The sequence below is a fragment of the uncultured Paraglaciecola sp. genome (assembly GCF_913020055.1).
In the GTDB taxonomy this organism is placed as follows: Bacteria; Pseudomonadota; Gammaproteobacteria; order Enterobacterales; family Alteromonadaceae; genus Paraglaciecola.
Genome location: NZ_CAJWCF010000049.1, coordinates 1 through 23,563 on the forward strand (window position 1 = coordinate 1; position 23,563 = coordinate 23,563).

Consider the following 23,563-nt stretch of genomic DNA (forward strand, 5'->3'; position numbering starts at 1 on the left):
GATTGTTTCGTGATGATTTTCAAGATGGTTCATTAGAACAATTAATGTTGTCCAGTACCTCATTACCTGCTGCTGCTTTGGTGAAAGTTGCGGCTCATTGGTTAACCAGTATTCTGCCATTGATCATATTATCGCCTTTGTTGGCGTTGTTTTTACATTTGAGTGAACCCATGTATTGGGCATTGTTAAAAACTTTGATGTTGGGCACACCTTTATTGAGCCTAATTGGTGCCATTGCCGTAGGGTTAACTGTTGGATTAAATCGCGGTGGGGTGTTGCTGGCTTTATTGCTACTTCCTGTCTTTATTCCTTTGTTAATCTTTGCTACATCGGCAGTAGAATCGGCTTCAATGCAATTACAATATACTGCACAACTAGCGATCATTGGCGCTATGTTTCTTTTTTCTTTAGCGTTGGCTCCTTTTGCCATTGCTTATGCACTTAGAGTGAGTCAAAACTAATGTGGAAGTGGTTACACCCTTACGCTAAAACTGAACGTACTTATCATCTATGCCAAAGGTTGTTGCCTTGGTTTAGTTTGTTGGGACTAGTAGTCATTTTGGTCGCAACCGCTTGGGGCCTAGCCTTTGCTCCAATGGATTATCAACAAAGTGAAGCCTATCGAATTATATATGTGCATGTTCCTAGCGCAGTGCTGTCTAAAAGCCTATATAGCGCAATGGCTATTGCTGGATTTATTGGGTTGGTATGGCAAGTGAAAACGTCTTTTATGGCGATGATAGCCTTAGCACCTATAGGCGCAACGGTTACTTTTGTTTCACTTATTACGGGTGCCGCTTGGGGAAAACCAATGTGGGGAACCTGGTGGGAGTGGGATGCCAGATTAACCTCGCAGTTGATATTATTATTTTTGTTTTTTGGGGTGATTTCTTTGTATAAAGCCTTTGAAGATAAACAGCAGGCGGGCAAAGCTGCTGGGGTCATGGCCATAGTGGGCGTAATCAATCTGCCGATCATTCATTACTCAGTTGAGTGGTGGAACACTTTGCATCAAGGCGCCACCATCATGAAATTTGATAAACCTTCTATGCCGGCAGAAATGTTATGGCCACTTTTGCTGTCTATTTTAGGCTGGGCTCTGGTCAGCGGCGCCATTTTCTTACTGCGTATGCAAAACGAAATATTACAAAGAGAACACAGACGCCCTTGGGTGGTCGCCCTAGCTAATAAAAGTGAGAAGCAATAATGCACTTTGAAGACTTCAGTAGTTTCTTGGATATGGCCGGTTATGGTGTATACGTTTGGTTGTCTTTTGGATGCGCAGCACTAAGTTTGATGATTTTGTGGTGTGATTCATTTTTTTCAAAAAGAAGATTATTCACTCAAGTATTAAAAGAACAAGCGCGGCAAGCACGTATTAAAGCTGCAGCTACACAAAGTACTACAGCTGGACAAAGTGCTACAGCTGGACAAAGTACTGCAGCTGAACAAAGTGCCACAGCTCAAAAAAGAACTAACGGAGAACAAGTATGAACCCAAGGCGTCAAAAGCGTTTGATAACTGTATCTGTAATTTTATTGGTTGTGGGCGGCGCAATTGGTTTGATGTTGTATGCACTTAGCCAAAATATTGACTTGTTTTATACGCCATCTGAAATTATTCAGGGCAAAGAAGGGCAAATACCTGCAATCGGTCAGCGATTACGTATAGGTGGCATGGTTGTGCCTGGGACAGTTAAAAGGGATCAAGAAACATTGTCTGTCAGTTTTGACCTAGTCGATACTGGTCCAGCTGTGACTGTGAGTTATCAAGGGATCTTGCCTGACTTGTTTCGAGAGGGGCAAGGCATTGTTGCAACAGGTGTATTGACCCAAAATAACTATATCGAAGCTCACGAAGTCTTAGCCAAACATGATGAAGAATATATGCCGCCAGAATTAGCAGAAAAAATGAAAGGCATTAAACATGTGAAACCAGAACAAGCCAGTTATGGTAAAGCAGGGGAGAGCGAATAATCATGTTTGCAGAATTGGGGAACCTCTCTTTAGTGCTGGCATTGATGATGGGCATATTGTTATCTATTTGTCCGATGTGGGGCGCATATAAAAATCATCCTCAACTAATGGCCATGGCAAAACCTTTGGCCATTGGCATGTTTGTATTTACCGCCTTTGCTTATGCTAGCCTGACCCATGGTTTTATTACCGATGACTTTAGTTTGACTTACGTGGCGAATACCTCGAACAGTACCTTACCTATCTATTATAAAGTCACTGCTGTGTGGGGCGGGCATGAAGGTTCGTTTTTATTGTGGGTGCTGATATTTTCAATTTGGACAGTGGCAGTAGCACTTTTTAGTAAGGCTATTCCAATCAAAATGGTAGCCAGAGTGTTATCCATTTTAGGTATGGTGGGTATTGGTTTTTACTTGTTTATGTTACTTACCTCTAACCCCTTTGACCGTTTATTACCTTTCTTCCCTATTGATGGCAAAGATTTAAATCCACTGTTGCAAGATTTTGGCATGATTATTCATCCACCTATGTTGTATATGGGCTACGTTGGTTTTTCTGTCGCTTTTGCCTTTGCTCTAGCGGCACTGATTTCTGGCCAATTAGATTCAACATGGGCCCGCTGGTCCAGACCTTGGACCATTGCCGCTTGGTCTTTTTTAACTGTAGGTGTAGCACTAGGTAGTTGGTGGGCTTACTACGAACTAGGTTGGGGCGGTTGGTGGTTTTGGGATCCAGTTGAAAACGCTTCGTTTATGCCATGGCTAGTAGGTACTGCATTGATCCATAGTCTGGCGGTCACTGAAAAACGTAAAGTATTTAAGTCTTGGACTGTATTGTTAGCTATTTCGGCATTTTCATTGAGCCTTTTAGGTACGTTTTTGGTTCGTTCTGGGGTGTTAGTCTCGGTCCATTCTTTTGCTAGTGATCCTAGCCGTGGGTTATTTATTCTTGGTTTGTTAGTTGTGATTATAGGCAGTTCCTTAGGTTTGTATGCCTACAGAGCACCGCAACTAAAAGGTAGTGGTAGATACCAACTGTTTTCAAGAGAAGTGTTGTTAATTGGCAATAATGTGTTTCTAACCGCTGCAACTTTAGTGGTCTTATTAGGCACGTTACTTCCCCTAGTGCATAAAGAAATAGGCATGGGCTCTATTTCAATTGGCGCACCATTTTTTAATCAAATGTTTACTTATCTGATTGTGCCTTTTGTGTTGTTTATGGGGATAGGCCCAATGACACGCTGGAAAAGCCAATCTGCACAGGCCTTGTATAAACAGCTATTGATTGCGTTTGCGTTAAGTGTTTCGGCTGGGGTGTTAGTTAATGCCAGTTTTGAACAATCCAGCTATATGGCAACCTTAGGTTTAGTCATGAGTTTCTGGATTATGGTCACGACTATTATGGAAATTCGTCAGCGTATTCAGCCTCAAATAGCGTCAGGTAAATTCAGTATTGTACAAAGTTTACAAAAACTTACGCCTAGTCATTGGGGCATGGTAGCTGGCCACGTCGGATTTGCAGTCACACTTGTTGGTATTGCATTAGTCAGCGCTTATAACGTAGAGCGACATGTCAGAATGGCCGTAGGTGACAGTGTGACATTACAAGGGTATGAGTTTGTGTTTAAGGATGTATCTGAATATACAGGACCTAACTACACCGCTGATGTGGGCCATGTTGATGTGTATCAAAATAGTACAAAGGTGGCAGCATTGGCTGCAGAAAAACGTTTTTATCCAGTTCAGCGAAACGTTATGACTGAAGCAGGTATTGATTCTGGTTTCACCAGAGATTTATTTGTGGCTTTGGGCGAGCAGCTTAAAAATGGAGATTGGTCGTTACGTATTTACGTAAAACCTTTTATTAACTGGATATGGCTAGGTGCCTTTATTATGGCGTTTGGTGGTGTATTGTCGATCAGTGATAAACGTTATCGTATGACTAAGATTGTAAAAAAACCTAAAGCTAATAAAACGCCAACCTCGGCTTTAACGGAGCAACCATCTTGAAAAAAGTCGCTGTTTTTTTAATCCCTTTGGCACTGTTTCTGGGATTAATTATATTTTTATATCAAGGATTGTTTTCCGATCCAAGAGACCATCAATCTAGTTTACTAGAACATTCCATGCCTGAGTTTGTTTTGCCTGATTTGATGAATGTAGAACAAACTTATACCCAAGACGTATTTGTTGGCAAAGTGACTTTGCTTAACGTGTGGGGAGTCTGGTGTATTACCTGTGCGATTGAGTTGCCTTACCTCAAGCAGTTACAAGAAGAAGGTAAACATATCGTGGGTTTGTATTACGACCAAGATATTGATCCTGATTTTGGGATTAAAACTGTTGAACGAGTACAGCAAGAAGTAACCGAAAAACTCAATCAATTAGGTAATCCGTATGCCTTCAATATATTTGATGTAAAACGAGATTTGTCACTGGATCTTGGCGTTACGGGAGCACCCGAAACCTACTTAATTGACCAACAAGGCAAAATTCGTTTGCATCACATAGGTGATATTAATCCCCGCGTTTGGAACAAAAAGTTTGCCGCCATTTACGACGAGTTGGTGGCGCAATGAATAGAATATTAGCCACATTTTTGATTTTTACGTTGGGGTTTTTTTGTAGTCAGGCCTTGGCCACAGAAGATAAATTTCACTTTGAAGACCCTGAAAAAAGTGCCTTGTTTTTAGACCTGACCAAAGAATTACGTTGTCCTAAATGTCAAAACCAAAACATCGCAGATTCTGATGCGATGATAGCGGTAGATTTAAAACGTAAAGTGTATGAGTTGCTACAAAAAGATTACGATAAACAGCAAGTGATTGATTTTATGAAACAACGCTATGGTGACTTTGTATATTACCAACCTCCGGTAAACCCTATGACAATTTGGTTGTGGTTGTTACCTGCATTGTTTGTTGTTATCGCTTTGGCTGGAGTCGTTATATCTCGCAAACGTCAAGCGCCGCAAATAAACGATGAGCAATTGGCAGAAGCCCAAGCAATTTTGGAGCGTGACGAATGAGTCTTTTTTATCTAGGCGCGGCGTTGTCTGTTGTTATTTTTCTATTGTTTATTGCATTTCCTTGGATAAAAAAGAGTACTGCTGAATCTGGCAGTAACCTAACCAATAAAAGTTTAATCAAACAAAGACTCAATGAATTACACACTGAGCAACAGCAAGGTTTGTTGAGTGACACCGATAGGTTGCAGTCCGAAAATGAGTTAAAACTTGCGTTGTTAGAAGAGACCAAAACCAGTGAAAGTGCGGGCGCAAGTGTTGGCATCGTTATTTCAATTGGCGCACTGCTGAGTCTGTCGGTTGGTATTGGAGTGTATCTTTATGCGAACCAAATTCAACGCATTGATGATTGGCAGATTGCACAACAACAAACAAGTGAACTTGGACAGCGAATAATCAAAGGTGATGAAAACCTCACCTTAGAGGATTTACAAAAATTTGCTTTAGGACTCAGAACAAAGTTAGTCGAGACACCAGAAGATGCAACTGGCTGGATGTTGTTAGGCCGAGTTTCTGGTGCTTTAAACCGGGTTGATAGTGCCATTCAAGCATTTGAAAAATCCTTAAAATTTGCGCCTAACAACATTGGGACTTTATCTAGTTATGCCCAAGCACTGTTGATGACAGGGCAAGAGCAACAAGTGTTGCAGGCTAAACAAGTGTTGTTGCATATACTTAAGTTAGAGCCGGATAATACTAATGCTATGGGCGTGTTAGCCATAGCCGCATCTGAGTTAGGTGATAAACAATTAGCCTTGCAGAATTGGCAAGGGTTAATCGCCTTTATTCCAAAAACTGATCCTAATTATCAGGCGGTTAATCAACGAATTTCAGAATTGCAGGCTGAGTTAGGTCAAGTGAGTCAGAAGCAGTCCGAACCATCTGCCGAAGGCCTAAGTTCAACACGCGTGTCGGTAACGATTAACATCAGTGATGAATTACAGCAAAAATTGCCTAAGGATGGTTTCTTGTTCGTATTTGCACAAGAAAGTAGCGGAAAAATGAAAATGCCAGCTGCGGTGGTGAAACTGCCTTTAGGTGAATTCCCCATTACAGTTGAGTTGTCTGATGACAATGCTATGACGCCAAATTATACCTTATCGCAATTACAACAAGCTAAGTTGGTTGCTAGGGTGTCTTTAGATGGAAACGGCACTCAGTCAGCGGGTGACTTTCAAGGTGAATTGATTGCGACTTTGAGCGCGAACGAGATGACAGAAGAATCAATAACGATAAATAGAGAATTATAATGAATAAAGTAGGTGTTCTAGTTTTGGCGACAGGGTTGTTGCTACTTGGTGGGTGTGCATCCCAGCAAACTGCTAATGAACAAGCGCAACAGTTTGAAGATCCTAAAGATCCACTAGAGTCAATTAACCGCACAATGTGGGACTTTAACTATGAGGTCTTGGATGAGTATTTATTACGACCCACAGCGGTTGCTTATGTGGATTATATGCCACAAATTGCGCGCACAGGTTTGTTGAATATGGCTGAGAATTTAGAAGAGCCTTCCAACACCCTAAATAACCTACTGCAATGGAAATTGGATGGGACTTTTATTAGTCTCGGACGTTTTTTACTGAATTCTACCGTGGGATTATTAGGCCTGATTGATGTCGCCAGTGAAATAGGTTTAGAAACACAAGAAGAGGAGTTTGGAGAAGTCTTGGGTAAATGGGGAGTCGGTACTGGGCCTTATTTGATGATACCCGCACTAGGGCCAAGTGACATACGCAGTTCTGTTGGTGATTTTGTGGATACTTCCTATTCCCCGATTGATGGGCTTAATTTTTACTTAGGATTTTTGCGCGTTGGTATTAAAGCATTAGAAGGTCGAGCGTCGGTGATACAACAAGAACAGCAGCTAAATTCTTCTGCTGATCCCTATGCTTTTGTGAAAAGTGCTTATTTTCAAAATTTAGAATTTAAAGTGCAAGATGGGAAAGTAGAAAAGTCAGCTGAGGAAGAAGCGTTGGAAGATGATATCGATGCTTTTTTAGATGACTTATAGCCATTAATTAAACGTTTGAGTCCGATAAAAAAAGCCCTGATAAATTTCAGGGCTTTTTTGTGGGTGGTGGTTTATTTATAACCTTCTGGGTTATTTGCCTGCCAATTCCAAGAGTCTCTACACATTTCGGCAAGTCCTCTGGTGGCGGTCCAATCTAATGCTTCGCTGGCCGTTTTAGGGTCGGCATAACAAGAGGCAACATCACCACCTCTGCGCGGCACAAATTGGTAAGGAATAGCTTTTCCACTTTGTTTTTCAAACTCTTTGACCATATCTAAAACACTATATCCTTGGCCGGTGCCTAGGTTATAAGTCACTATTCCCGGACCTGTGTCTAGCTTTTCTAACGCTTTTAAGTGACCAGCTGCTAAGTCTTCTACGTGGATATAATCTCTGACACCTGTACCGTCTGGCGTATCATAGTCGTTTCCAAAAATAGATAAATGCTCACGTTTACCTGTGGCGACTTGGGTAATAAATGGCATTAGGTTGTTGGGGATACCGTTAGGATCTTCACCGATTCGTCCTGACGGATGCGCGCCCGCTGGGTTGAAATATCTCAGCAAAGCTATGTTCCAGTCGTTGTCTGACTTGTACAAGTCACGTAACACCAACTCAACCATTAGTTTTGACATGCCATATGGATTAGTAGGTTGACCGGTTGGCATATCTTCGCGAAGTGGCAGCTCAACAGGATCGCCGTAAACAGTTGCTGATGAACTAAATACTAGGTTTTTAACCCCAAATTTTTTCATCGCTTCACATAACGTTAATGTGCCATATACATTGTTATTATAATAATTGAGGGGTTTTGCTACCGACTCACCCACTGCTTTTAAACCAGCAAAATGGATAACTGCATTAATTTTATGTTTGGAGAAAAGTAATTCTAAAATCGTGTGATCGCGAATGTCGCCTTGTACAAAAATCGTTTTCTTACCGGTTAATTCTTCAACTCGATTTAATGATTCCTGTGAGGAATTACATAAGTTGTCGAGCACAATCACTTGATTGCCGCTTTCTAAAAGTTGCAAAACAGTATGGCTACCAATATAACCTGCACCGCCTGTTACCAAAATTGTCTGCATTTTTATTCTCCTTCAGGATGAGGTTTAGCTTGAGGAATATATTTAGCACATAAACCGTATTGCACTGGTTTGACTAGCATAGGATAAAGTAATGTGACTAATAATGCCCAAACAATAGCCATCCAATTAGTCGAAATTTGAATAATAAATATAAAAACTGGGATCACTACCAGCATTTTTAATACATTAAGAAGCAATTTTTCAGGTCCAATTAGTTTACCTAGCGCCAATTGCATTGCCGCTAATCTTGAGGTCAGAGGTAAATGCTGGAGTTGCGGTATTTGTTTGGTCGAAAAATAAAACTTCATAAATAGAGTCACCTATCAGTAACGATAAAAAAGCCCAGCTAAATCATTCGACTTAGCTGGGCGTTGATTGTACTTCTTAGTTTAAATTAGTTTGCAGGTTGTTCTGCCAACTTTTCCCACTTTTTCGTTTTAAAGGTAAATAGGAATATGACTACACCAATTGAAATGGTGAATAAACTGATTTGTAGGTAAAGGTTAGGCATATCTTCGACTTTATTAGGGTCAAAGTTTCCGGCTAACAAACCTGCAACTACATTGCCGATAGAGTAAGTGAGTACAAACACCCCCATCATCTGACCTGCAAATCGTTTAGGTGACAATTTACTCACCGCTGATAACGCAACTGGACTCAAACATAACTCACCTACTGTATGTAAAAAGTAAGTAGCGATTAGCCAGTAAGGAGCAACTTTTAATCCCGTAGCTGCTACTTGAGCGGCAAAGAACATCACAAGGAAACCGGTCGCCATAATGATTAAACCAATTGCACATTTTAATCCGTATGAAGGAGTAATCATTTTCTTAGCTAGGTTTATCCACATTGCTGCGAAGAAAGGCGACAAAATAACAATAAACATAGAGTTGGCAGATTGCAGCCATTCAGGCGGTATCTCAAAGGTACCAATGATTCTATCAGTGTAATCTTGTCCAAATAAATTTAGAGAAGAACCAGCCTGTTCAAAACCTGTCCAAAAAAAGATAGACGCGATACAGACTAAAAATAAAGCCCCTAATTGACGTTTTTCATCAGGTGAGTTGTTGCCAAGAAAAAATATTGCTGCAAAGTAGCCTAAAAATAAGACCGTCGCGAATATTGCAAATTTCTGAGCTACAACAACAGCGTTAAAAGTCATCATGTTATTTATTAACATGTAGGAAACTACGGTTAATACCAGTAAAAATACACCGATAACCGACCAACTGATTTTTGTAGCCTTAGGTGAAAGCTTAACTGTGGGTTCAGCTCCAGCACCCTCTAATTTGCTTAGGGTCATTTTATACATAATTAAGCCAAGACCCATGCCAACTGCAGCAGCGCCGAATGCCCAATGCCAACCCATGTTTATACGTAAATAACCACAAACGGTATAACCGATAACCGAACCTAAATTGATACCTAGATAATAAAGGGTGTAACCACTATCGCGTCTTTTGTCTTCACTTGAGTAAAGCTGACCTACCAAAGCGCCAATATTAGGTTTTAATAAGCCAGTGCCCAATACCACTAAAATCAAACCAATAAAAAAGGTAACGTCATTTGGAATAGCTAACACAATGTGACCACACATTATTATTATTCCGCCATACCAAACTGCTTTCTGCCCGCCAATTAAGCGATCAGCCATCCAGCCACCAGGTAACCCCATTAAATATACTGAGCCTGTATAAAGGCCATAAATCGCTGTAGCAGATGCCACAGTGATGGCTAAACCGCCTTCTTGTATGGATGCCGTCATGAAAAGCACCAGCATGGCACGCATACCGTAGTAGCTCATGCGTTCCCACATTTCTGTTAGGAAGAGAGTTGATAAACCACCAGGGTGACCCAAGAAATCTTTGGTTTTGGTGTGTATTGTTTCTGTTGTCATATATACAGCCTTTCTTTGTCGAAGTTTGTCCTTTAAAAGGATCTTGTTGTTCAAATTTGTCTATTAAACCCACACTCCATAACGCTTATTACTTAATTATAGAATTCCGGCTACGAGGTTATACTAGAGGCTAGACGTTAAAACAAGAAGAGTATAAATTGCCGCTTTGCTTTACAAGCGGAACTAACAGTGTGAACTCGCCCTGTGTTGTTAGGTTTTACGTACTTCTTGATGAAAAGTTTAATAATATTTTACAGGTACCTAATGAGTTATTTGAAATCGGCATCAGTAACATAATAGATTGGTATCTGACTAATGATGATTAGTGGGATGCTTTGCTGTAAAGGGAGGATTATGTCGAAAAATAATTGTTTAGTTAAAATAACAATGGTTTTTGTGAAAAAATACCAGCAATTATAGGTTTAACCAGTATTTCTGAAAGCTCAGGTAACTTGCTAATTACGAAACGATGAATAACTGCCGCTCAAGCATTCCACTGGGTACACAAATACGCTATTCTATTAGCAATTCTTGGTAAGTGAATTCTTGAATACTAAGACTTTGAATTTTATGGAATATGCATGTCAAAAATCGTATCAAAACTAATCATTTTTTTTGTCTATATCAGTTTGTTGAGTCTGCAGAACGCTGAAGCACAAAGTGCACAGCAGATTGAACAATTTAAGAAACTGCCTAAATCCCAACAACAACAACTAGCCAAACAGTTAGGTATCGATATATCAGGTATTTCTAATGGCTCTGATTTAAGGGATAAAAACGTTGAAACAGATGTATACCCAAGAGGTACTCGATTTGATCAACAAGGCAATCCTATAGATGACCAAGATGAGTATCCTTTAGCTGATAGCGATGAAGAAGAAGAGTTAAAGCTTTACGGACAGTCATTATTTGCAAATGCCCCTTCTACATTTTCGCCTGCATCTAATACACCGGTTCCGGCTAATTACATCATTGGTCCTGGGGATGAATTAGTCGTCCAATTATACGGTAAAGAAAACGAAGAATACCGCCTAACGGTTGGTAGAGATGGCAATATCATTATTCCTAAACTAGGGCCGATTTCAATTGCCACAATGAGCTTCTCGGAAGCTAAAACCTATTTGGCCGAACAAATTAAAAAGCAAATCATCGGTGTAGAACTCAGCCTAACCATGGGCGAATTACGCAGTATGCGAATTTTTGTGATGGGAGAGGCGCATAAACCAGGTGCATACAGTGTCAGTTCCCTGTCCACCATAACCCATGCGTTGTTTGTTAGCGGCGGTGTGAGTGATATAGCGTCATTAAGAAATATTCAACTTAAGCGAGCAGGCAAGTTGGTTGCAACCCTTGACCTTTATGACTTACTTAACTCTGGAGATACACGCAATGATGTGCTTCTGCAGCCGAGTGATGCGATTTTTATTCCCTCAATCGAGCGCACAGTATCAATTGATGGAGAAGTTAGACGTCCAGCAATTTACGAACTTAAGAATGAAGAAACCTTAACAGATGTGATGAAGTTAGCTGGCGGTAAGCTTGCAGAAGGTTACGAAGGTGCAGTTAATGTTAGAAGATTTATTAATGGTGAACAGATCCAACTGACAGTTGACTTAAAACATGAAGATATTAATGTTGTTGACGGTGACCAGATTGTTATTTCAAAAATATCCTCGTTTGTATCTAATTCAATTACTTTGATTGGAGCGGTTGCACGCCCTGGTAAATATCAATGGAAGGAAAACCTTCGCATATCTGAATTTTTGGGTAATAGGCAAAAAGATTTATTGGAAATTGCGGATTTAACCTATGTATTGATAGTCAGAGATATCAACGAAAATCGTGACATCGAATTATTACAGATTGATTTGAGCGAGTTAGATATCAACGACCCAACCAGTAATGTTGAACTAAAAGCAAATGATCGGGTATTGGTCTTTTCAAAAATTGAAGGTGATGTTTTAGGCGATTTGCGTTTAGCTGACTTGGCCTTCACCAAGGATGAACTCGATTTAAAAGAAAAAGAGTTATGGCAAAAGCGAATTGAAGACAGGTTATTTTGGGAAAGTGTAGGTCTGGTTGATGAAGAAAATATTGGATTAGATTTATCTGACGCAAAAAAAGATAAACAAACTTTGCCAATTATCACCTTGACGGAAGCTGAACGTGAAAAAGTCTTAGAATTTAAAGACACTAACTATTACTCCCGTAAACGTATGTTGTCACCTGTAATAGTAAAGCTTCGCGAGCAAGCCAAACACGGTAAACCGCTGCAATTGATAGAAATAGCAGGTGAAGTTAAGGTGCCAGGTGTGTACCCACTTACTAAAAATGCATCGGTAAACAGTTTGATTAAAGCGGCGGGTGGATTAACAGAGTCATCTTATTTGATGAAATCTGAAATAACACGAACAACGGTCAGCGAAAAAGGTGTGGCAGAGATTAATCATATCCGATTTAACCCGGGCGACGTGTTAGATGGCAATGTTTCAGATGTTGCTTTAATCAGTAAAGATAGAGTCAATATATTTGCCATCCCTTCATGGCAGCAAGAACTAAAAGTAACGGTTAAAGGAGAAGTGGAATTTCCAGGTGAATATACTATTCGTCGAGGTGAGACACTTTCAGATTTATTAAGTCGGGTCGGTAACCTTACTCAATATGGAGATCCGAATGCTGCAATCTTTACTCGCGAATCACTGAAAATACAAGAACGTAATAATTTACGAAAATTGGCGGAAGACCTACGTAAACAAGTTGCATCTGAAGGTTTAAGGACAAGCGCTGGTGCTGGTTCAGTGGTGAATTATGATGAAGCGAAAAAGCTGCTAAACGATTTAACAAAGGTTGACGCGGTAGGGCGCTTAGTTATTGACCTGCAAAGTTTACTCAAAGGTGATGCGATCGTAAATGTATTGCTCGAAGATGGAGATACCCTATATGTGCCGAGTCAAAGCCAATCTATTAACGTAATTGGTGAGGTATACGTGCCTACCTCTCATTTGTTCAGCGCGGGTTTATCATATGAAGATTATATTTCCAAAAGCGGGGGAATGAAGAACTTAGCTGATGAAGACAGAATTTATATCATTCGCTCTAACGGTTCGGTTGAGTTGCCAGGCAAAGGTAATGATTTTTGGTTTAGTAGTAATGGTGAAAATGTTGGGATTATGCCAGGCGACACAATAGTTGTTCCGTTTGACTCAGACAATATTGATAATTTAACTTTGTGGTCTAGTGCTACACAAATTATTTATCAGTTGGCTGTGGCTGTAGCGGCGATTGGTAGTTTGTAACAAATTTTATTAATAATAAAAATTAAAAGACGTAGGTGGGGTAGTTTTAATGAGTCATAGATTTATAAACAAAGGCTTTACAATGATAGAGTTGTTAATTGTCATTGTTATTTTAGGATTGCTTGCTTCACTTGTGGCACCTAAGTTTTTTGCACAATTAGGTACAGCTGAAAGGGGCATTGCCGCAACCCAGATGAGTGCTTTTGAAACAGCTTTAGACACTTATAGATTAGATATGGGTCGTTATCCTGAAAGTTTACAAGACCTTAGAGCAGAAAATAGCCCTAGATGGAATGGTCCGTATTTACCTAAAGCTGTCCCAGCGGATCCTTGGGGAAATTCCTATGTTTATTCTCGTTCAAACGATGGAATACAGCCCTATATTTTGTTGTCTTACGGAGCTGATGGCAAAGAAGGTGGTTCAGACGCTGATGAAGATATAGTGCACCAATAATGAATCTAAATGATATATTGAAGAACGAATACCGTGTTTCTTCGCAGGATATTGAACAGGCCGAAAAATACCAATCCCGCATCGGTGGTCGAATAGAACAAATACTGGTTAATTTGGGCAGTTTGCCAACTGAACAACTGCCAAACCTTTACTCTACATTTTTCTCTATTCCCATGGTTAAAGTGTCTGATTGGCTAGACTCTGAATTGCCAGAACTAACAACTCAATCCAAAAACATATTATTAAACAATCGTTGGGTACCTTTGCAAGTTTCAGGTACTAAATGGGTATTTGCTTGTGCTTATCCTTTAGAGCCGGAAGTGAATCAATGGTTATCTCAAGAAGAAATTGAGTTTGAATTGTTCATTGCTATGGATTCAGATATTCAAATTTTATCCCAGCGATTTTCTAGTCAATCAGTAGACAACTTTAATACTTTTGATAGTGATGATGAAGACCGCTTAATTGAGTTGGCTACCGAAACTCCTACCGTTAATTTACTCAACTCTTTAATTATTAGGGCTTTGCGCCAAGGTGCATCAGACATGCACCTTGAACCATACGAAGGTAGTTATAGGGCTCGCTTTAGAGTGGATGGGGTGTTGCATGAAGCAGAGCGAATTTCACCTAAAATGCAATTACCTATCGTTACGCGTTTAAAAATATTATCTGGAATGGATATTGCCGAAAAACGCCGGCCTCAAGATGGCAAGATTGAGATGAAAATTGCCAGTGAAGAACTTGATATTCGAGTTTCGGCTTTACCATTAAATGACGGCGAGTCCATGGTGATGCGTTTTTTACGTAAAGAAAGCATTCGCTATGACATGGCAGTTTTGGGTTTGTCTGATGATATTGAAAACTTAATCAAAGAAGATTTAACGTCTACGGCAGGTGTGATTTTATTAACCGGACCAACAGGTTCAGGTAAAACAACCACACTTTACACATTTTTAAATGAATTAAATGATGAAGATGTGAAGATAGTCACACTTGAAGATCCGGTGGAATACCAATTAGAAGGTATCAATCAAGTACAAGTGAATAGTGACATTGGTTTTGATTTTTCTGCTGGACTTAGAAGTATTGTTCGTCAAGATCCCGACATTATTATGTTAGGTGAAATTCGTGATAGTGAAACCGCAAAAATAGCCATGCAGTCAGCATTAACAGGGCATTTAGTCTTTTCTACCGTGCATACCAATGATGCGCCTAGTGCCTACACTCGCTTGCTTGATTTAGGGGTTGAAGAATTTCTATTAAACGCTGCATTGGTATCTATTGTGGCCCAGCGTTTAGCCCGTAAAATCTGCGAGCATTGCGCAGTGCCAGAAGAAAATCTAGAAGGTCATATTGAAAAATATCAATTAAAAAGTCTGGCTAAACGTTTTGCTATTGAAAAAATCAATCTTCAAAAAGGCAAGGGTTGTGAACTTTGCGCGCAAACTGGCTACAAAGGCCGTATGGCCGTAACTGAATATTTACGCTGTGATGATCACATTAAGTCGTTACCCAAAGGCGCAGACTTTACCAGTGCAGCCAAGCTACACAATAAAGAATTAAACAGACGTACATTGATGGAAGACGGGCTGTATAAAGCTATGTTAGGCCTTACTACCATAGAAGAAGTGGTTAGGGTAGCTGGCTAGTGGCTATGTTTTCTTACCGTGCTTATGATAATTCCGGTGCCAAATTTGAAGGTGAACTAGACGCTACTGACAAGCAAGGTGTCATAGCAGAACTTAAGTCTCAGGGACTTTTAGCATCGGAAATAAAACCTGTCGTGCAAAAAGGTCAAGGTATTTTACTTTTTAGTCGTGGTGTAACTCTTGCCGATCTGGAGTTTTTAACGGCAGAACTAAGTTTGTTGTTAGCATCAGGCGTAAGAATTGACCGTGGTATCGACATTATCCGTCGTAATAAAGCAAAACCTGTGCTGGCTAATTTATTGGGTGATATCAGCAAGGATATTAAGGGCGGTAGTAGTTTAGCTGAATCAGTTCGAAAACATCCCAAGGTATTTTCACCTCTTTATTGTAATTTAGTTGAATTAGGTGAATCTTCTGGAAATCTGGTTCAAGTGTTTCATGATCTAGCAGTAGACTTGAAATTTAGCAGAGACTTACAAAGTAAAATTATTAGTTCTTTGACGTACCCTCTAGTTATTCTTTTTGTATGTATATTAAGTATCTTTTTTGTTTTCAATTTTATTATCCCCCGCATGTCTTCGATGTTTGATGGCGTGGATAATTTACCCTGGTATACCTCAGCGTTACTTTCAGCTAGTGAGTGGCTGAATAACTATCAAGGCTTGTTGTTTATCGGAATTTTGATTGGTGGCGTGGGGATTTACGTGTTGTTTAAACGCCCTGAGGTAAAACATTGGTTTGCTGGCATCTCACTTAGTTTACCTGTGATTAAAAGTGCGGTGATTACCGTTGAGCGTATTCGTTTCAATAGTGGTATTGCATTAATGCTAAGTGCGGGCTTAGCAATCGATAAGGCTCTTAGTTTGTGTATTGGCAATGTGTCTAATCATCATCTTAAGCGAGAACTTGAAATTGCCCGAGACAAAGTGAAAAGAGGTAACTCTTTGTCGCAAGCTTTGCGGCAAACCTCGATCTATCCGGCGTTTTTTATTTCGTTACTTGAAGTGGGTGAAGAATCAGGCAACCTTGAATCGGTATTCAGTGAAATTGCGAAGCGCTCAAAACAAGAGTTTGAAAGCTGGACGGGCAGAATAACCACATTACTCGAACCTTTAATGATTTTGTTTATGGGCGGCTTAGTGGGTGGAATAGTGATTATTATGTTACTGAGTATGGTTTCGATAAATGAATTCGGCGTTTAGTGACTAGATACATTTATGAAAGCTACAAATCATCCCAGCATTAATAACTTGAAAGGCTTTACATTAGTAGAGTTACTAATTGTGATGACTATAGTAGGGACTCTGCTGTCTTTAGTTGGGCCACTTGCCATTGATTCGTTATCAAAAGCCCAAGCGAGGGCAGAGTTATTGTCTTTAAAGACTTGGCTAAGATTTCAAAGCCATAAAGCATTTATTACAGGACAAGAAATTCAACTTTCGTTTAAAGGTAAAGCGGTTTTCCAGATTAAGCCTACTCAAAATACCCAAATCAAAATAAAGCAGTTTGAATATGTCTTTTTTCAACCGCAATTAATTACCTTTAGTAGTAATGGCATTAGCTCAACGTTCAAACTTAGTGCTACTTTTAAGGGTAACGATTTAAGCATGCCTATTTTTGATTGGACTGACGAAAATGTCTTCGAATAAGGTCCAACAAGGTTTTACATTATTAGAGGTGTTAGTCGCTAGTGTTATTCTGATCACATCTATCGCTGCTATATCTTTAGCCTACCGTGGAGCGTTGATCTCTAGTGAACGTGCAGATAAAAACATTCAGATTTCTGGCGTGATACCGATAATTGTTTCTGCAATAGCTGAGGATTTGAGAGCCCGAGACAATGGTCAGGTTTTACTTAGTGGAGAAGGCACTGCTTGGGGCGCAAATTATAGCTGGAAGGCTGAATTATCTGAATTTAAACCACCACCGGAGCAATTTGACATTGATGTCGGTCACGTTGTTTCATATAAACCTAGATTTCGGCTCTGGGCGATAGAATTAATTGTAAACTTCAATGGAGTCAAAAGACCCTTTTTTTATAGTGAGGTAAGTTGGTTAAATGCAACACAGTAAGGGCTTTACGATAGTTGAATTACTAATATCCATATCTATTCTGAGTATGCTTATGTTTACTGGCTCATTCGTTTATAGCACGATTTCAAATCAATGGGATAAAGAGCTAGGAGAGTTTAATAATCACTTTGCTGAGGCCAGAGGTATTAGGCTTTTAGACAAATTATTAAATGGAGTGATGCCTTTTGTTATTAGAAATAGTTCTTCAGGTTCACCCACTATGTTTTTTATTGGTAAAGCCGATCGTTTATTAGCCGTTAGCTATGGCGGCATTATTAACAGTACCTACCCCGAAATATTTCGCCTGACCGTTTTGAAAAATAAAATTGATAAATTTGACTTGGTGTATCAGGCTACATCATCGCGAAAAACTTTATTACTTGAAACTGAGCAATCTATTAGTTTCGAAAAGTCATTCATTTTATTAAAAGATTTAGACTCTGCAGATTTTGAGTATTATGGATGGTCGGATTTTACTACTAAAGTGGATGCCAATTTCGATCGTAATGCAGGTCAAATAAAATGGTATTCTGAGTATTCTGGACTAGAAAATAAATTGACCCCCGAAGTGTTAAAAGTAAAATTGGTAAAAGATGGTAAAAACCTTGATATCGTGGCGATTTTAAATTTTAGCTCTGAAAAACTTCTTCAATATTATCTAACTGATGAATCTACAGAATGAATTTACATTATTCAGAGAGAGGAGTTGCATTAATTCAGGTACTTTTACTAACTGCTATATTGTCTGTTTTAGTGCTATATTTCACACAAACATCACGCCAACAGGTAGCGGTAGCTCAATATTTCAATGATAATACGGATGCATTTATTGAGCTTACAAATTTAAAAAATAGACTTCTCTTTTCGTTGTTAACTGATAGTAGAGCTAGTGACTCAGCAAAGCCTAATAACATTATCATCAAAAATTTCTATGGAGAGCCATTTTTCATTGATGACCATATTCAAGTAACAGTACAAGACCAAGCTGGATTGTTACCTATTCATTTTTTAAATAAAAATCAGTTGGTTAATATGTTAAGTTCCTTAGGTATTCAATTACAAAGATCAATACAAATATCTGAAATGCTTGGTAATTGGCTTGATTTTGACAATGAAACGTCAAATTACTCCAGTGAAACAGAATTATTTGGGTATAAAGCAAGGGATGGTTACGTTCACGACCTTTCAGATTTATTACATATAGAGGGGTTACTACCCGAAGAGTACGATATGATCCGTCGAGCTTATACGATTCATTATCCAGGCTTTTTTAATCTAGCACTAGCACCTAACTCTCTAATAAAAGGTTTATTTCCAGAGAGCCAGTTTTTGCAGGTTAAATCAATGCGGGATAGTGCTGCTTTTGACTCTAAAGTTTTCTCAAGAGTTACGGGAGTTGTTGAATCGGAAGAAATGTTTTTCGCCCCTTCAAACTTGATAGAATTTGAGCTGAAATATATTGGGGGTGATGTTAATTTGCATCAGAAATGGGTAGTTTCACTTGAACCATATAGTGACTTCAGACCTCCCATCAACTATCTAGAGAATCGTGGTTAAACCTTGTTGAACTTTCATAATAAAATATTTTCGATAAAATTAAATCGTAAACTACTGCTGAAGATCACCGGTTACTTTAATAATAATGAAGTATATGAAATTGAACTTCGAAAAGCGGAAAGTGCTGCGTTTTCGTTAAAAAAGAAAAGCGATAAACTTCCCCCAGTAATATTGATTGTGGCAAGGTATTATTATCAAGAGATTAGTCGTAGTTATCCATTGGGTAATAAAAGCGAGGTAAGAAAGCTTATTAAGCTCGAATTTGAAGGACAGAGAGTTGTTAGCAAAATAATAAAATCAGATAAGGGCAAGACATCCGTCAATATTTGGATTATTAACGCTGAAGTTCCACAAGCTTTAGTCTTGATACCTGAGTCATATTTGTACTCAACATTAATCAACTCTGATGTAATATTACAAATAAATAGTAGTCCTAAACAATTCATAACAATACAAAATGGCGCCTTACACTCTCAAATAGCGAATGGATTAATTTCTAATACCGCTAACTTCACGACATCAATTGGTGCTCCAAATACTCTTAAAATAGTCGATATTGAAAACACTGGAGTGGCAGGACTATTTATCAATGCGTTTAATAAAGTATCTTTGAATTCTCTGTTATCTTTTTTTGTTGCACCTAAGATTGAAGTAAATAAAATTTTGCTTTCGAAAGCAATTTTACCAGCCTTTTGTTTAGGTATGTTTTATGTATTGGCTTCTAGCGTTTTTGTATACGGTAAAAAAGCCTATTTAGCAGACGATATTCGAACACAACGCAGCGAAGTAAATAAGGTCCTAAGTGTTAATGATTCGGTGGATCTTAAGCTTGCAGAGTACAAGGCGATAACACAATTCTTAGCGTCTAAAATTAACATTGAAAGGTTATGGTTTGTGATGCCTGATGTATTTGATAACGCAATTATCAAGCGGTTAGAATTTAATCAAGGACGTTTTGTTTTATATGGCGAAGCTGAAAGAGCCACAACGCTTTTGTCTACATTAAATGCAAACCAATATGTAAATGACGCCCAGTTTGACAACCCTGTTAGAACAAATAGAGGAAAGGAAATATTTATTGCGAGTTTTACTTTAAACGTTCCTCAACTTATGACTTCTGATAAGGATCCTATTTGATGCTTGAAGAATTAAAAAAGTATCAACTCTCTCTTTGGGTTATCGGTATATTGATTTTAATGCGCTTCATAATTATACCGATAATTGAATGGCAGAATGAGCAATTAGTTGAAATAGAGTTATTACAAGGTCAGCAGTCAAGAATAGATAATGTATTAGCCAACAGCCAACAAATTGAAAACTTAGACATTGAACTCAGCTCTATTTTGGAACAAAGCAGTACTTTGTTTTTGGCTTCAACTGATTCAGCCAGTTTTCAATTGGAGCGGCAACAATGGGTAGAAGACACAACAAAGCTGTTTAACCTAAACATTGTTAATGTTGGATGGAGTCCCGCTTTGACTGTCCCTGACATAAAACTGGTTGGTCATGTCATGCTATTAAATACTGAAGGCAATACAGTTGACACGATCCGTTTTATTCAAGCGTTACAGGCTCAGCTCAATTTTATAGAAATTCAAACATTTGGTTTTCGAATATCTCAAATTAAAGATAGTGTGTTGGGCAAGTCGAGAACCAAACTTAACTTAGTATTTTATCGCAAGGTAGAAAATAAGTGAACAAGCAAAGAACATTGCCTTTAGTTTTTATCTGTGCCGTTTTTATCTTAGCAGGCTACGATTTGGTTAATCGAATTTGGCAGAAAAATGTCGTAGTACAAAACGCTGATTTAGCAGGGAATTTAAACAACATTAAAAAAGTTGGTTTGTCGCAAGGGCAACTATCTGAATTGGTAAACCTCTATGAAAAATATTCTGTATTAGAAAAAGATACTTCAAACAATGGCAAAGATTTGTCTGATGCCATTAGTAGTCCTACTCGTTTATTACTTAATGAGCATATCTTGGAACTGAAAGCTATTGTTGCATTATCTAATGAAAGTGGACGAGGTACTGATTACTTTTGTTTAATAAAAAACACCAATATTCAGTCTGCTGGCAGCGAAGTGATTAAAATAATGAATAATCAAACAATCCATGGGCATCGTTTACATGTTATTGACAATGTTAGTGTTAAATTGATTTCTGAAGACCTTGCCCCGAATGAAGATAAATCCTTAACTGAATTTGTTTTGACCATGTATGAAAAAAATGACAATGTTTTGTATGGAAAAAAATAATGAAAAATAAAGCAAAATATTATTGCTCAGTTCTAGTCGTAGTATTAACCGCATGTAGCGCGTTAGAAAAACCATTTACACCCGATGAGTCATTTTTGGCTTCCAAACAAAAATTAGCTGAATCACCAACAGATATCTCAGTCAATACTACTAAGCCTGAGCATCGTTCTGGTAAGATTGAATATTTAAGCCCATATCAAAACGGTTCTTCAGTGATAACCAAGCCTGAAGATCTAGCCGCTCGCTTTAGTCAAAGCAATATGCTTAAAGTCACTGCAGATGAATTGCCACTGAAAGATTTTCTACATTATGTGTTTGGCGATTTGTTAGATGTTAGTTATATCCTTGGGGATGAACTTCAAAGTGATACTCAGCCAATAACGTTAAACATCAGACAAGATATTTCTAAGCGCAAATTATTTTTACTCAGTGAAGAATTATTGGTTCAACGCAATTATGTCGTACGAGTAGATGACGGCATTTTTTATATACATAAAGCAGAAGGTGCTGGCTCCCAAGGCACACTCGCTTATGGTTATGGAAAACGTAGCAGCGATGTCCCCAACTCTTCATCAGATATCATTCAAATGGTGCCATTAAACTATGGATTACCCACTTCTTTTGCTAACTCAATTCGTACCTTCACTAAAGTAACAGCCAGTCCTGACTTTGAGCGCAGTTCGATTGTGTTGCAAGGCAAAAGAAGAGATATTCTTAAAGGATTAGAATTTATTAATTTAATGGATCAACCTAAATATCAAGGCAGGCAAATCGGCTTATATCAAACTACTTTTATATCGATAGATGAGTTGAGTGCGGCATTGCCGCCTATTCTTGAGCAGGAAGGGCTAATTGTCAGTACAAAAGGACAAAGTGGTGCTATTTCTCTTGTGCCTTTAAGTCGTCAGTCGCTACTTATCATGTTTGCAAATGATCTGACCATTATAGATAGGGTATCTTATTGGGCTTCTAAGCTAGATAAACCGGCAACTGGTAGCGATGCCCAGTACTTTATATATAATCCCAATTATGCTCGTGCCACTGATTTGGGTGAAAGTTTGTCACTATTAATTGGTGGGCAATCAGGGCCTTTGTCAAATTCAACTTCGGCGGCCCAACAGAATAACCAGCAAACAAATACGGGAGGATCCAAAACGAGGATATCTGCATCTTCAGAAGATATTAGTTTGGTGGTTGATGAACGGTCTAATTCACTTATTTTTAAAACTACAGGTTCACACTATCAAAGCTTGCTACCATTAATTAAACGACTAGACGTATTACCTAAACAAATAATGTTAGAGGTGGTCATAGCAGAAGTGTCACTAACAGATGAATTTAAACAAGGTGTTGAGTTTGCGCTTAATGATGGCAACTATGGATTATCGACCGAAGGCGCTTTCTTTGGCGAGGGTTTTGGTGGGTTAGCCTATGCTTTGCAAGGCACAATTGGTCAACTTGCGCTCAATCTTTTTCAAAGTAACAGCCTAGTGAATATTATTTCACGGCCCTCTTTGGTGGTGCGTGATGGTGTAAGAGCGGCGATAAGTGTGGGTACCGATATTCCTGTTGTAGGGCAAACATCAAGTGACCCCATAAACGGTGATAGGCAAACTACTTCTATCGAATACCGCAAAACAGGTGTTGAATTAGAAGTTACGCCTTCTGTCAATGCTCAGGGGTACGTTATTATGTCTATTAAACAAACAATCAGCAATGAAGTGGATAGTGGTGGCTCTACCTCAGCTGGGGGCAATCCGTCATTGTTTGAACGAACAATAGATACCGAGGTAGTGGCTCAAAGTGGTCGAACTATTATCTTAGGCGGCTTAATAAGTGAAAATAAATCAAGTATTGATACTCAAGTTCCTTTATTAGGCGATATTCCGCTACTGGGTAATTTGTTTAAAGCCAAAACAAGAGGGGGCGACAAGACTGAGTTAGTGCTAATGGTGACTCCCAGAATCATTGAGTCTTCTGACGAATGGGACGAAATTCGTGGTAAATTAAGTAACGAATTGAAAAAAATAACTATATATTAAAATATATAGTTAATAAGTGGTTGAAACCATACAGTTTCTTGGTTACAGTCGATTGGGTAATCAAACCAGTAGAGTGGTTACTAACGTGCGCAGGCAAGCCGGATAAAAACTATCTTTAATAGTTGACAAAGGTTAGCCATCATACATACAATTCACTGGAAGTCGCTTGGGCGACGGCCTAGGTGCATAAAAATAAATAATCAGGAATATCGAAATTCATCTTTATTCCAGTTTCA

Annotated in this window: 24 protein-coding genes; 21 read left to right on the top strand and 3 right to left on the bottom strand. The window is 38.9% G+C overall.

The features are described 5' to 3' along the window. From ccmB to QZ488_RS11905, 9 genes are all read left to right on the top strand, one after another. Nucleotides 1-461: heme exporter protein CcmB (gene ccmB / locus QZ488_RS11865; protein WP_293748903.1), on the top strand; the 461-nt coding region annotated here is incomplete at its 5' end. Next, entirely contained in the window at nucleotides 461-1,207 is a 747-nt protein-coding gene (locus QZ488_RS11870; protein WP_293748904.1) for a heme ABC transporter permease, read from the top strand. The genes ccmB and QZ488_RS11870, both read left to right, overlap by 1 nt. Beyond that, nucleotides 1,207-1,494 (top strand): heme exporter protein CcmD, encoded by a 288-nt coding sequence (gene ccmD / locus QZ488_RS11875; RefSeq protein ID WP_293748906.1) that lies wholly within the window; start codon nucleotides 1,207-1,209, stop codon nucleotides 1,492-1,494. The genes QZ488_RS11870 and ccmD overlap by 1 nt, the downstream gene beginning before the upstream one ends. Next, nucleotides 1,491-1,976 (top strand): cytochrome c maturation protein CcmE, encoded by a 486-nt coding sequence (gene ccmE / locus QZ488_RS11880; protein ID WP_293748908.1) that lies wholly within the window; start codon nucleotides 1,491-1,493, stop codon nucleotides 1,974-1,976. Before ccmD ends, ccmE begins: the two co-directional genes overlap by 4 nt. A gap of 2 nt (nucleotides 1,977-1,978) precedes the next feature. Then, nucleotides 1,979-3,985 (top strand): heme lyase CcmF/NrfE family subunit, encoded by a 2,007-nt coding sequence (locus QZ488_RS11885; protein ID WP_293748910.1) that lies wholly within the window; start codon nucleotides 1,979-1,981, stop codon nucleotides 3,983-3,985. Then, the gene (locus QZ488_RS11890) at nucleotides 3,982-4,554 is read left to right on the top strand and encodes a redoxin family protein (protein WP_293748912.1); all 573 of its coding nucleotides are present in this window, start codon (nucleotides 3,982-3,984) and stop codon (nucleotides 4,552-4,554) included. Before QZ488_RS11885 ends, QZ488_RS11890 begins: the two co-directional genes overlap by 4 nt. Next, on the top strand, nucleotides 4,551-5,003 hold the full coding sequence (locus tag QZ488_RS11895) for a cytochrome c-type biogenesis protein (protein WP_293748914.1): 453 nt from the start codon (nucleotides 4,551-4,553) through the stop codon (nucleotides 5,001-5,003). The genes QZ488_RS11890 and QZ488_RS11895 overlap by 4 nt, the downstream gene beginning before the upstream one ends. Beyond that, nucleotides 5,000-6,250, top strand: coding sequence for a c-type cytochrome biogenesis protein CcmI (gene ccmI / locus QZ488_RS11900; RefSeq protein WP_293748916.1), 1,251 nt, complete (start codon nucleotides 5,000-5,002; stop codon nucleotides 6,248-6,250). The genes QZ488_RS11895 and ccmI overlap by 4 nt, the downstream gene beginning before the upstream one ends. Continuing rightward, nucleotides 6,250-7,014 (top strand): VacJ family lipoprotein, encoded by a 765-nt coding sequence (locus QZ488_RS11905; protein WP_293748918.1) that lies wholly within the window; start codon nucleotides 6,250-6,252, stop codon nucleotides 7,012-7,014. Before ccmI ends, QZ488_RS11905 begins: the two co-directional genes overlap by 1 nt. Before the next feature lie 71 nt (nucleotides 7,015-7,085). Here QZ488_RS11905 and galE read toward each other — a convergent pair whose 3' ends face one another. The 3 genes from galE to QZ488_RS11920 all read right to left on the bottom strand — a co-directional run bounded on the left by galE (nucleotide 7,086) and on the right by QZ488_RS11920 (nucleotide 9,999). After that, a complete protein-coding gene (galE, locus tag QZ488_RS11910) occupies nucleotides 7,086-8,102 on the bottom strand; it encodes a UDP-glucose 4-epimerase GalE (RefSeq protein ID WP_293748920.1) in 1,017 nt (338 codons plus the stop codon). A 2-nt stretch (nucleotides 8,103-8,104) separates the two neighbouring features. Beyond that, on the bottom strand, nucleotides 8,105-8,410 hold the full coding sequence (locus QZ488_RS11915; RefSeq protein ID WP_293748922.1) for a DUF6170 family protein: 306 nt from the start codon (nucleotides 8,408-8,410) through the stop codon (nucleotides 8,105-8,107). An 86-nt stretch (nucleotides 8,411-8,496) separates the two neighbouring features. Continuing rightward, entirely contained in the window at nucleotides 8,497-9,999 is a 1,503-nt protein-coding gene (locus QZ488_RS11920; protein WP_293748924.1) for a peptide MFS transporter, read from the bottom strand. A gap of 581 nt (nucleotides 10,000-10,580) precedes the next feature. On the opposite strand from QZ488_RS11920, the gene QZ488_RS11925 reads away from it, so the two are divergent. From QZ488_RS11925 to QZ488_RS11980, 12 genes are read left to right on the top strand one after another with little or no spacing between them, the layout of a single operon-like run. Then, nucleotides 10,581-13,295 (top strand): SLBB domain-containing protein, encoded by a 2,715-nt coding sequence (locus QZ488_RS11925; protein ID WP_293748926.1) that lies wholly within the window; start codon nucleotides 10,581-10,583, stop codon nucleotides 13,293-13,295. 49 nt (nucleotides 13,296-13,344) lie between these two features. After that, nucleotides 13,345-13,749: a type II secretion system major pseudopilin GspG gene (gene gspG / locus QZ488_RS11930; protein ID WP_293748928.1), complete on the top strand. Its 405-nt coding sequence runs from the start codon at nucleotides 13,345-13,347 to the stop codon at nucleotides 13,747-13,749. Continuing rightward, nucleotides 13,749-15,398 carry a GspE/PulE family protein gene (locus tag QZ488_RS11935; RefSeq protein WP_293748930.1) on the top strand — a complete coding sequence of 550 codons (1,650 nt, stop codon included), beginning with the start codon at nucleotides 13,749-13,751 and terminating at the stop codon, nucleotides 15,396-15,398. The genes gspG and QZ488_RS11935 overlap by 1 nt, the downstream gene beginning before the upstream one ends. Before the next feature lie 5 nt (nucleotides 15,399-15,403). Then, nucleotides 15,404-16,600 (top strand): type II secretion system F family protein, encoded by a 1,197-nt coding sequence (locus tag QZ488_RS11940; RefSeq protein WP_293748966.1) that lies wholly within the window; start codon nucleotides 15,404-15,406, stop codon nucleotides 16,598-16,600. Nucleotides 16,601-16,615: 15 nt separating this feature from the next. Continuing rightward, nucleotides 16,616-17,047: a type II secretion system protein gene (locus QZ488_RS11945; RefSeq protein WP_293748932.1), complete on the top strand. Its 432-nt coding sequence runs from the start codon at nucleotides 16,616-16,618 to the stop codon at nucleotides 17,045-17,047. Then, entirely contained in the window at nucleotides 17,034-17,471 is a 438-nt protein-coding gene (locus QZ488_RS11950) for a type II secretion system protein (protein WP_293748934.1), read from the top strand. The genes QZ488_RS11945 and QZ488_RS11950 overlap by 14 nt, the downstream gene beginning before the upstream one ends. Next, nucleotides 17,458-18,153 (top strand): prepilin-type N-terminal cleavage/methylation domain-containing protein, encoded by a 696-nt coding sequence (locus QZ488_RS11955; protein WP_366509015.1) that lies wholly within the window; start codon nucleotides 17,458-17,460, stop codon nucleotides 18,151-18,153. The genes QZ488_RS11950 and QZ488_RS11955 overlap by 14 nt, the downstream gene beginning before the upstream one ends. Next, nucleotides 18,150-19,028 (top strand): type II secretion system protein GspK, encoded by an 879-nt coding sequence (locus QZ488_RS11960; protein ID WP_293748938.1) that lies wholly within the window; start codon nucleotides 18,150-18,152, stop codon nucleotides 19,026-19,028. Before QZ488_RS11955 ends, QZ488_RS11960 begins: the two co-directional genes overlap by 4 nt. A 6-nt stretch (nucleotides 19,029-19,034) precedes the next feature. Then, nucleotides 19,035-20,165, top strand: coding sequence for a hypothetical protein (locus tag QZ488_RS11965; protein WP_293748940.1), 1,131 nt, complete (start codon nucleotides 19,035-19,037; stop codon nucleotides 20,163-20,165). Then, nucleotides 20,165-20,725, top strand: a complete 561-nt coding sequence (locus tag QZ488_RS11970) for a hypothetical protein (RefSeq protein WP_293748942.1) — start codon at nucleotides 20,165-20,167, stop codon at nucleotides 20,723-20,725. The genes QZ488_RS11965 and QZ488_RS11970 overlap by 1 nt, the downstream gene beginning before the upstream one ends. Then, nucleotides 20,722-21,285: a hypothetical protein gene (locus tag QZ488_RS11975; protein WP_293748944.1), complete on the top strand. Its 564-nt coding sequence runs from the start codon at nucleotides 20,722-20,724 to the stop codon at nucleotides 21,283-21,285. The genes QZ488_RS11970 and QZ488_RS11975 overlap by 4 nt, the downstream gene beginning before the upstream one ends. Next, nucleotides 21,285-23,327 (top strand): secretin N-terminal domain-containing protein, encoded by a 2,043-nt coding sequence (locus QZ488_RS11980; RefSeq protein ID WP_293748946.1) that lies wholly within the window; start codon nucleotides 21,285-21,287, stop codon nucleotides 23,325-23,327. Before QZ488_RS11975 ends, QZ488_RS11980 begins: the two co-directional genes overlap by 1 nt. Nucleotides 23,328-23,563: the final 236 nt, after the last annotated feature.

Bases quoted from the DNA above. Each gene is read 5' to 3' on its own strand.
- QZ488_RS11925 (WP_293748926.1), top strand. From the start codon at position 10,581: ATGTCAAAAATCGTATCAAAACTAATCATTTTTTTTGTCTATATCAGT.
- galE (WP_293748920.1), bottom strand. From the start codon at position 8,102: ATGCAGACAATTTTGGTAACAGGCGGTGCAGGTTATATTGGTAGCCAT.
- QZ488_RS11960 (WP_293748938.1), top strand. From the start codon at position 18,150: ATGAATTTACATTATTCAGAGAGAGGAGTTGCATTAATTCAGGTACTT.
- QZ488_RS11935 (WP_293748930.1), top strand. From the start codon at position 13,749: ATGAATCTAAATGATATATTGAAGAACGAATACCGTGTTTCTTCGCAG.
- ccmE (WP_293748908.1), top strand. From the start codon at position 1,491: ATGAACCCAAGGCGTCAAAAGCGTTTGATAACTGTATCTGTAATTTTA.
- QZ488_RS11955 (WP_366509015.1), top strand. From the start codon at position 17,458: ATGCAACACAGTAAGGGCTTTACGATAGTTGAATTACTAATATCCATA.
- QZ488_RS11940 (WP_293748966.1), top strand. From the start codon at position 15,404: ATGTTTTCTTACCGTGCTTATGATAATTCCGGTGCCAAATTTGAAGGT.
- QZ488_RS11885 (WP_293748910.1), top strand. From the start codon at position 1,979: ATGTTTGCAGAATTGGGGAACCTCTCTTTAGTGCTGGCATTGATGATG.
- ccmI (WP_293748916.1), top strand. From the start codon at position 5,000: ATGAGTCTTTTTTATCTAGGCGCGGCGTTGTCTGTTGTTATTTTTCTA.
- QZ488_RS11945 (WP_293748932.1), top strand. From the start codon at position 16,616: ATGAAAGCTACAAATCATCCCAGCATTAATAACTTGAAAGGCTTTACA.
- QZ488_RS11895 (WP_293748914.1), top strand. From the start codon at position 4,551: ATGAATAGAATATTAGCCACATTTTTGATTTTTACGTTGGGGTTTTTT.
- QZ488_RS11915 (WP_293748922.1), bottom strand. From the start codon at position 8,410: ATGAAGTTTTATTTTTCGACCAAACAAATACCGCAACTCCAGCATTTA.
- ccmD (WP_293748906.1), top strand. From the start codon at position 1,207: ATGCACTTTGAAGACTTCAGTAGTTTCTTGGATATGGCCGGTTATGGT.
- QZ488_RS11920 (WP_293748924.1), bottom strand. From the start codon at position 9,999: ATGACAACAGAAACAATACACACCAAAACCAAAGATTTCTTGGGTCAC.
- gspG (WP_293748928.1), top strand. From the start codon at position 13,345: ATGAGTCATAGATTTATAAACAAAGGCTTTACAATGATAGAGTTGTTA.
- QZ488_RS11970 (WP_293748942.1), top strand. From the start codon at position 20,165: ATGCTTGAAGAATTAAAAAAGTATCAACTCTCTCTTTGGGTTATCGGT.
- QZ488_RS11980 (WP_293748946.1), top strand. From the start codon at position 21,285: ATGAAAAATAAAGCAAAATATTATTGCTCAGTTCTAGTCGTAGTATTA.
- QZ488_RS11870 (WP_293748904.1), top strand. From the start codon at position 461: ATGTGGAAGTGGTTACACCCTTACGCTAAAACTGAACGTACTTATCAT.
- QZ488_RS11950 (WP_293748934.1), top strand. From the start codon at position 17,034: ATGTCTTCGAATAAGGTCCAACAAGGTTTTACATTATTAGAGGTGTTA.
- QZ488_RS11905 (WP_293748918.1), top strand. From the start codon at position 6,250: ATGAATAAAGTAGGTGTTCTAGTTTTGGCGACAGGGTTGTTGCTACTT.